The following is a 7,817-nucleotide window of genomic DNA, read 5'->3' as shown; positions in this document are numbered from 1 at the left end:
CCAAGATAGGGTACCACACCCGCATGCCTGCGCGCTCGCGGGGGACGAACACGTCGCCGACGCCAGCCACGAGCTCCGCACGCCCGTCGCCGCCATCCGCGGGCACGCATGCGGACGCCTACGTCGACGAGTTGATCGCCGAGTTCGCGGTCGAGGACGATCCGGGGCTGCGGTGCTGGCTGCTGGAGCTCGTGGCCGAGGCGCGGTCCGGGAAGGCGCTGGACGTGTTCCGCGACCAGCTGGAGAGCCCGGACGAGTCGCTGCGGTTCTGGGCTGCGCGGGGGCTGGAGATGCTCGACACGCGGGCGGCCGAGCAGGTCCTTGAGCAGGCGCGCGACGAGGGGTGGATCGCTTAGCCGGGGTGCGCCCGGCTAGGCGGCCGGGCCATGGGGGGCGAAGGTGCCGTAGGCGCCCTGGTGGAACAGCAGGGGTGTCTCGCCGTCGCCGAGCTGCAGGTGCTCGACGCGGCCGATGACGATCTGGTGGTCGCCGGCGTCGTGGAGCTGCTCGGTGACGCAGTCGATCCAGGCGACCGCGCCGTTGATGACCGGGTTGCCGGCGGGGGACGGGCGCCAGCCGATGTCGTGGAACTTGTCGGTCTTGCGCACCGCGACGGCGCGGCACACGTCCTCCTGCGCGGCCGACAGGACGTTCACGCAGAACCGCTCGCCCGACTCGCGCAGCGCGCGCCACGAGCTGGAGCCCTTGTCGGGGAGGAAGGCGACCAGCGGCGGGTCGAGCGAGACGGAGGTGAACGAGCCGACCGTCATGCCGATGGCGGTGCCGGCCGCGTCCAGCGCGGTGACCACGACGACGCCGGTCGGGTAGTGGCCCAGCACCTGCCGGAAGCGGGCGGGGTCGATGGCCTCGTTGGTCGTCAGGCGCATGACGGAACTCCTCCCTGTAGCGATCGCTACAGAGAATGCCATCCGGGACCCCGGCCTGACAAGCGTGAGGTTCCGGTGCTCAGCCGGCGACGGCCCGCTCGACCACGGCGACGGTGATCGCGACGAAGTCGTCGGGGTCCCAGTCGTCGTGGATCTGGTGGGCCAGGAAGAGGCCGTCGGTCGCGGCCATCACGATGCGGGCGAGGTCCATCGCCAGCTCGGGGCGGCGGGCCTGCAGCTCGGTGTCGAAGTACGAGGTGAACCAGGCCGCGATGCTGCTCGCGACCGAGTCGCGGGTGGCGAGGAAGTACCGGCGGGCCTCCGCCTCGACCTCGCGGGACTCCAGCAGCAGCATGTGCCCGATGCGCAGGAAGTCGGGGGCGTCGCGCAGCGAGCGCACCGAGCGGGACAGGATCGCGCGCAGGCTCTCGGCCAGCGGGCGCTCGTCGCGGGGGTCGCGCTCCCAGCGCGGCTGGGCGGCGATCCACTGCTCGAAGCTGTGCCGGATCACCTCGGCCATGAGGTGGTCCTTGTCGCGGTAGAACCAGTACACCGAGCTGGCCGGCAGGCCGGACCGCTTGGTGACCCGCGAGATCGTGGTGCCCTCGTAGCCGCACTCGGAGGCGATCTCGGCGGCGGCCTTGAGGATGCGGACCCGGGACAGCTCCCGGTCGTCGGCGGAACGCGTGGTCGGCATCGCGGTCACGCCGCCTCGCCGAGCCAGGCGAGGGCCTGCGCGTGCACGCCGTCGGCGATCAGGTCCACCATCCGCTCCAGGTTCCAGCCGCGGCCCGAGTGGACGCCGACGTACAGGCCGTCCATCACGGCGAGGTGGAAGCGGGCCATCCGCTCGGCGACCTCCCGCGCCCGGTCCGGGTCGCCGGCGGGGAGCACCTGCTCCCACCAGTCCCGGATGGCGGTGCGGGTCTCGCCGCGCACCTCGATGTAGCGGCGCCGCGCGGACGGCTCCTTCGGACGGTTCGCGAGGCCGAGCATCAGCCCGAGCCGCCAGAACTCCGGGCGGTCGGTGATCGCCCGCGACGCCCGGTGCAGCCGGTCGCGGATCTCCTCGGCCGGGTCGGAGACCGCGACGCGCTCCTGCCAGGTCGGCGCGGTGTCGCGCCAGCGCCGGTAGCTGAACTCCAGGGTCTCGGCGAGCAGTTCGTCCTTGTTGCGGAAGTGCCAGTAGACCGAGCTGGCCGGCAGCCCGGTGGCCTCGGTGACCAGGGCGATCGAGGTGCCGTCGTAGCCGCGTTCGGCGGCGATGGCGAGGGTGGCCTCCAGGATCCGCAGCCTGGACTCCTCGCCCTGCTGGTGGCGGCGCGCCGTTTTCCGCATCCGGCAATCATCTCCCCTCTGATCATCGGAAACCCGACCGCGGTGGGGGGTTGTGTCGACCATCACATCACGGGTACGGTCACCGCACGTCCCTGTAGTGATCGCTCCAATCAGTGTAGTGATCGATACGGGCGGAGATCGGTGACCTGGAGTAGACAATGCCCACCTCACGCAGAGCGCCCCGCCGCCGGCGGCTGCTCGCCCCCGTCCTGGCCGCGCTGACCGCGGCCGCGTCCCTCACCGCCTGCGGCTCCGGCGACGCCGGCGTCAGCGCCGCCGACGCCAAGACCCAGGCCGCCGACCTCGTGAAGCTGCTCGGCGTCGAGGACGGCGCGGACCTCGGCGGCAAGGTCACCTTCAAGCTCGGCGCCGCGCTCACCCTGTCCGGGCCGTCCGCGAGCAACGGCGAGTCGATGCGCAACGCCATGGAGCTCGCGGTCGAGCAGATCAAGGCGGCCGGCGGGCCGGCGATCGAGCTGAGCGTCAAGGACATCAAGGGCCCCGACCCCGTCGCCGCCAAGCAGGCCGCGTCGGAGCTGGCGGCCGAGGGCGTCCCGGCCAAGATCACCTCGATGGGGGACGGCCTCGGCGCGATGCTCGCCGACACCGACAAGAGCAAGATCCTCAGCCTGGACGGCGTCGGCGGCGCCCAGGTCTTCACCAAGGGCACGCAGTACTTCTACGGGACGCGAGAGGTCGCGCCGTCCGACGCGGCGCCCGGCGCCCTGGAGTGGTTCAAGCGGGCGCACCCGCAGGGGCGGACGGTCGGCCTGGTCGGCGTCGACCTCGGCCCGCTGAACGCGGCCATCCAGGCCGACATGAAGGCCAAGATCGAGGCCGCGGGCCTCACCTACAACGGCCTCTGGGAGACGCTCTCGCCCAGCTCCCAGGACTACGCCAGCATGATCGCGAAGGTGAAGAAGAACGAGCCCGACCTGCTCTGGGTCGCCTTCGGCGGCGCGGCGCCCGGCGCGTTCGCCGCCCAGGCCAAGAGCGCCGGCGTGAAGAGCGAGCTGCTCGGCATCGAGTTCACGCAGGAGGCGGTCAAGGCGTCCAAGGGCGTCCTCGACCGCGAGGGCTTCCGGTTCGCGATGGACTACTTCGACGCGTCCAAGCCGTCGAACCCGCTGGCCAAGCTGTTCGCCGAGGCGTACGAGAAGGCGTACGGCGAGCCCGCCGACTTCTACGCGGCGAACGCCTACGAGGAGACCCTGATGGTCTGGGACCTCATCCGCCGCGTCATCGCCGAGGGCGGGAAGCCGGACGACAGCGCCGCGCTCAAGGCCGCGCTGGAGAAGAACCCGAAGTTCGCCTCCGTCTACGGCGGCGACGCCGCGACGGTCGGCGCCTTGGAGATCGACCTGAAGACGCACGGCGTCGCCAAGCGGCCGATGGGCGTCTTCGAGTACAAGGACGGCAAGGTAGCGCCGCTCGCCACCTACGACGTGGGCGGCGGAGACTTCCGCCTCGCCCGCTGACGGCTTCCTCCGGGGCGGCCCCGCCGCGGGCCGCCCCTCCTCCTCGTCTCCGGAGGCTCCATGCATGACCTGCTGGACTCAGAACTCTGGCAGCTGACCGTCAACGGGCTCGTCCGCGGCGCCTTCTACGCCGCGCTCGGCGCGGGGCTCGCCCTCGTCATCGGTGTCACGACCCGCTTCCACTTCGCCTACGCGCTCACCTACACGGTGGCGCCCTATGCCGCCTTCTGGGCCATGGACGGGCTCGGTGTGCCGTTCTGGCCGTCCGCGCTCATCGGGCTCGCCGCGGCGGTCGCGGTCAGCGTGCTGCTGGAACTCGGCGTGTACGAGCCCGTCGCGCGCCGCGCCGCCGACCGCGCCATGCTCGCCGTCCTCGTCACGTCAATCGGCGTCAGCACCGCGGGCATCGCGCTGCTCCAGCTCAAGTTCGGGACGAGCAGCCTGCCGTTCTACGGCCCCGAGGCGGTGCGGCACGAGTTCGGACGGGTGCAGATCTCCACCTTCGACCTCGGGCAGGTCGCCACCTGCCTCGTCCTCGTCGCCGCGCTCGCCGCGTTCCTGGCGTTCACGCCGCTCGGACGCTCCATCAAGGCGGTGCGCAGCAACCCGGGCCTCGCCGCCGTGCTCGGCATCGGCGTCCGCCGGGTCAACCTCGTCTGCTTCGCCGTCGCGGGCCTCATCTCCGGCGCCTGCGCGCTCTGGTACGGGCTGCTCTACACCGTCCAGCCGACCATGGGCGACACGACGGTCATCTACGGCTTCGTCGTCGCGTTCCTCGCCGGGACCCGCGCGTCGCCGCTGCGCGCGCTGCCGATCGGCATCGGGCTCGGGCTGCTGGAGCAGTGGGCGTCGAACTGGCTGTCGCTCCAGTGGACGCAGACCGCCGTGTTCATCGTCCTCACCGGCTACCTCGCGTTCCTCGCCGGGAGGAGCCGCCTCCCCCTCGTGTCGTTGCGGAAGGCCTGACGCCATGTGGATCAACTATCTGGACCAGGCGCTGCTGCTCGCGGCGCTCGCCGTCAGCGTCAACCTGCTCGTCGGCTACGCCGGTCAGGTGTCGGTCGCGCACGCCGCGTTCGCGGGCGTCGGCGGCTACACCGCCTGCTTCCTCGCGGGCGAGCACGGCTGGCCCTACCTCGCCTCGCTCGCCGTCGCCGTACTGGTCGCGACCGCGTTCGGCGTGCTGATCGGGGTGATCGCGCTCGGTCTCGCCGAGGAGTACCTCATCCTGATGACGCTGGCGTTCTCGCTCGGCGTCATCGGCGTCTTCGCCACCTTCGACGCGCTCGGCGGCGCCATGGGCATCACCGGCGTCGAGGGGCTGCGGCTGTTCGGCCTGGAGCTGGACGGGCCGTCCGACTGGCTGGCCCCGTCGGCGGTGGTCCTGGTCCTGGTCTTCGCCGTCTGCCGCCGCCTCGGCGAGTCGCCGTACGGCCGGGTGCTCAAGGGCATCCGGGAGGACGCGGTGGCGACCCGGGCGCTCGGCAAGAACACCTTCGGCTACAAGATCGGCATCTTCGCGGTCACCAGCGGGCTGACCGGGCTGATCGGCGGCTTCTACTCCGGCTGGCTCGGCCAGGCGACCCCGTCGGCGTTCGGCTTCCCGCTCGCCATGGCGGTCTTCGCGATGGTGATCGTCGGCGGCAACGCCAACCTGGTCGGCTCGGTCGTGGCGGGCGTCGCGCTCACGATGATCGAGCCGGTGCTGCGCGAGGTCCTCGGGGTGGAGAGCACGCAGGCGGCGCTGCTCCAGGTGGTGCTGTACGGGGTGCTGCTGGTGCTCGTCATGATCGTCCGGCCGCAGGGGCTGTTCCCCGAGCGCTCGCGGCACGCCGCCGTGCCCGCCGCCGGGGCCGCTCCTCGCGCGGAGGTGTCGCCGCGTCCCGAGCGGCCGGCCGACCGCACCTCCTACGCCGACGCCGAGGTGGTGCTGCGGGCGGAGGGCCTGTCCAAGCGCTTCGGCGGCATCACCGCCGCCAAGGACATCGGCCTGGAGCTGCGGCGCGGCACGATCACGGCGCTCGTCGGCCCGAACGGCGCCGGCAAGACGACTGCGTTCAACCTGCTCACCGGCACCGTCGTCCCGGACACCGGGTCGGTGACGCTGAACGGCGCGGAGCTGGTCGGGATGCGTCCGGACCGCGTCGTCCGCGCCGGGCTGGCCCGCACCTTCCAGGACGTCCGGCTGCTCGGCCGGCTCACCTGCCTGGAGAACGTCATGCTCGCCGTCCCCGGGCAGCCGGGGGAGCGGGCAGCGAGGCTGTTCGTCCCCGGCCGCGGCGTCTCCCGCGCGGACCGCGAGGTCGCTGAGCAGGCGATGCAGTGGCTCGACTTCGTCGGCATGGCCGACCAGGCCGCGACACCGGCCGACGCCCTGTCCTATGGCCAGTCAAAGCTGGTGTCGCTGGCGCGCGCGCTGGCCACCCGCGCCGACGTGCTGCTGTTGGACGAACCGGCGTCCGGCGTCGACGCGACCTGGGTGGACACCATGCTCACCATGGTCGCCGCCGTCCGCGACGAGGGCCGCACCGTCTGCCTGGTCGAGCACAACCTCGACGTGGTGCGCGAACTCTCCGACCACACCTACTTCATGGAACTCGGCGAGATCACCGCGTCGGGCACGCTCGCCGAGCTGACCGGCTCGGCCCGCCTCGCCGAGGCGTACTTCGGCGCCCAGTGAGGGAGGACGCATGACTCTGCTCGATGTGAGCGGCCTGGTGGCGGGCTACGGCCGCAAGGAGGTGCTCCACGGCGTCGGCCTCCGTGTCGACGCGGGCGAGATCGTGACCCTCATGGGCCACAACGGCGCGGGGAAGACGACCACGATCCGATCCGTGCTGGGGGCCGTCCGCCCGCGCGCCGGAACGATCCAGATCGCCGGCCGCGACACCGCCCGCCGTCCCGTGCGCGCCGCCGTGGCGGCGGGCGCGGCGATGATCCCCTCGGAGCGGTTCGTCTTCCCCGACCTGTCCGTGCACGACAACCTGCTGCTGGGCGCGGCCAACGCCCCGTCCGGGACCGATACCGCCGAGCGGCTCGCGACCGTCCAGGACCTGTTCCCGATCCTGGACGAGCGCGCGAAGCAGCCTGCGGGCTCGATGTCGGGCGGGCAGCAGCGCATGGTCAGCCTGGGCATGGCGCTCATGGCCCGCCCCAAGCTCCTCCTGCTGGACGAGCCGTCCCTCGGCCTGGCCCCGTCCGTCGTGGAGACCATCTTCGGACGGCTGCGCTCCCTCGCCGACGACGAGGGCCTCGGCATCCTCCTGCTCGAACAGAACGTCAAGCAGGCCCTCCAGATCGCCGACCGCGCCTACGTCATGCGCTCCGGCCAGATCATCCTGGAGGAGACCGCGGAGCAGATGCGGCAGCGCACCGACTTCTGGGACCTCTTCTAACGCCGCGCCCGGCGGCCCGGCCGGTGGTCAGTCCGTCGGAGCCGGCAGGAGGTCGGCGTGCCTGACGGTGTAGTTGCCCTTGGTGACGGGAGCGAAGGCCGCGGGGCCCATGCAGGTCCCGACCTTGCCCTCCTCCCAGCCGCCCTCTCCGTTCTCGACGCCGTTGACCACCGACCAGGAGAACCCCATGCGGTCATGCCTGCCGCCGGGGCCACCGTCGTGGACGCTGAAGCCGAGCCGCTTGCCGATCTGGTCCTTGATCGGCTCGTCGGCCTTCGTGACGACCGCGGTGAGGGTGGCGTTGCCGGGGCTGGTCAGCAGGCAGTCCACCCTGGCCTCCGACCGTACGGTCCAGCCCTCGGTCGGGGAGTGGTGGTAGATCGTCACGGTCCCGCGGGCGTCGGTGGGCAGGCCGCCGGGGGCGCCCGGCCTGGGCACCGAATAGGGGACGGCGCGGGCGTCGAAGGTGAAGGCCCGGATGTCCTGATCGGGCCAGTACGTGAGGCGGACCTGCGCGGCCCCGGACACGCGCGCCGCCTGGGCCGCCGGTGTCGCCGGGGAGGTCGCCTCCGCCGCGACCGGTGCGGCCGTGACGGCGATGGCGGCCCCGATCACGGCGGCGATTCTGATCATCCTGGGCATGGGCATGGGCATGGGCATGGAGAGACTCCGTTCGGTCGGCGGACGGGCCCGAGCGGCACGGCCGATCCCCATGCTCC

General features: G+C 72.1%; 9 protein-coding genes. 5 read left to right on the top strand and 4 right to left on the bottom strand.

Annotated features, from left to right (window positions below; all coding sequences use genetic code 11):
• The coding region (locus ETD96_RS46205; RefSeq protein ID WP_205719628.1) for a HEAT repeat domain-containing protein at positions 1–356 on the top strand (356 nt) is incomplete at its 5' end.
• A gap of 15 nt (positions 357–371) precedes the next feature.
• On the opposite strand, the gene ETD96_RS36835 is transcribed toward ETD96_RS46205, so the two are convergent.
• From ETD96_RS36835 to ETD96_RS36825, 3 genes are all read right to left on the bottom strand, one after another.
• Positions 372–887, bottom strand: coding sequence for a flavin reductase family protein (locus ETD96_RS36835; RefSeq protein ID WP_138641124.1), 516 nt, complete (start codon positions 885–887; stop codon positions 372–374).
• Between the two features lie 79 nt (positions 888–966).
• The gene (locus ETD96_RS36830; RefSeq protein ID WP_138641123.1) at positions 967–1,584 is read right to left on the bottom strand and encodes a TetR/AcrR family transcriptional regulator; all 618 of its coding nucleotides are present in this window, start codon (positions 1,582–1,584) and stop codon (positions 967–969) included.
• Between the two features lie 5 nt (positions 1,585–1,589).
• Positions 1,590–2,225 carry a TetR/AcrR family transcriptional regulator gene (locus ETD96_RS36825; RefSeq protein ID WP_138641122.1) on the bottom strand — a complete coding sequence of 212 codons (636 nt, stop codon included), beginning with the start codon at positions 2,223–2,225 and terminating at the stop codon, positions 1,590–1,592.
• 158 nt (positions 2,226–2,383) lie between these two features.
• Here ETD96_RS36825 and ETD96_RS36820 point away from each other — a divergent pair, with 158 nt between their 5' ends.
• From ETD96_RS36820 to ETD96_RS36805, 4 genes are read left to right on the top strand one after another with little or no spacing between them, the layout of a single operon-like run.
• Positions 2,384–3,703 carry an ABC transporter substrate-binding protein gene (locus ETD96_RS36820; protein ID WP_138641121.1) on the top strand — a complete coding sequence of 440 codons (1,320 nt, stop codon included), beginning with the start codon at positions 2,384–2,386 and terminating at the stop codon, positions 3,701–3,703.
• A gap of 60 nt (positions 3,704–3,763) precedes the next feature.
• Positions 3,764–4,669, top strand: coding sequence for a branched-chain amino acid ABC transporter permease (locus ETD96_RS36815; RefSeq protein ID WP_138641120.1), 906 nt, complete (start codon positions 3,764–3,766; stop codon positions 4,667–4,669).
• A 4-nt stretch (positions 4,670–4,673) separates the two neighbouring features.
• Positions 4,674–6,383, top strand: a complete 1,710-nt coding sequence (locus ETD96_RS36810) for a branched-chain amino acid ABC transporter ATP-binding protein/permease (RefSeq protein ID WP_138641119.1) — start codon at positions 4,674–4,676, stop codon at positions 6,381–6,383.
• 10 nt (positions 6,384–6,393) lie between these two features.
• Positions 6,394–7,098: an ABC transporter ATP-binding protein gene (locus tag ETD96_RS36805; protein WP_138641117.1), complete on the top strand. Its 705-nt coding sequence runs from the start codon at positions 6,394–6,396 to the stop codon at positions 7,096–7,098.
• A 27-nt stretch (positions 7,099–7,125) separates the two neighbouring features.
• Here the strand turns inward: ETD96_RS36805 and ETD96_RS36800 are convergent, their stop codons facing one another.
• A complete protein-coding gene (locus ETD96_RS36800) occupies positions 7,126–7,713 on the bottom strand; it encodes a hypothetical protein (protein ID WP_205719627.1) in 588 nt (195 codons plus the stop codon).
• Positions 7,714–7,817: the final 104 nt, after the last annotated feature.

The organism is Actinomadura geliboluensis (assembly GCF_005889745.1).
GTDB classification, from domain to species: Bacteria; Actinomycetota; Actinomycetes; order Streptosporangiales; family Streptosporangiaceae; genus Spirillospora; species Spirillospora geliboluensis.
This window is presented reverse-complemented; position numbering and strand designations above follow the sequence as displayed.

Coding starts and splice junctions, on each gene's coding strand:
- ETD96_RS36835 (WP_138641124.1), bottom strand. CDS start 887: ATGCGCCTGACGACCAACGAGGCCATCGACCCCGCCCGCTTCCGGCAG.
- ETD96_RS36830 (WP_138641123.1), bottom strand. CDS start 1,584: ATGCCGACCACGCGTTCCGCCGACGACCGGGAGCTGTCCCGGGTCCGC.
- ETD96_RS36825 (WP_138641122.1), bottom strand. CDS start 2,225: ATGCGGAAAACGGCGCGCCGCCACCAGCAGGGCGAGGAGTCCAGGCTG.
- ETD96_RS36820 (WP_138641121.1), top strand. CDS start 2,384: ATGCCCACCTCACGCAGAGCGCCCCGCCGCCGGCGGCTGCTCGCCCCC.
- ETD96_RS36815 (WP_138641120.1), top strand. CDS start 3,764: ATGCATGACCTGCTGGACTCAGAACTCTGGCAGCTGACCGTCAACGGG.
- ETD96_RS36810 (WP_138641119.1), top strand. CDS start 4,674: ATGTGGATCAACTATCTGGACCAGGCGCTGCTGCTCGCGGCGCTCGCC.
- ETD96_RS36805 (WP_138641117.1), top strand. CDS start 6,394: ATGACTCTGCTCGATGTGAGCGGCCTGGTGGCGGGCTACGGCCGCAAG.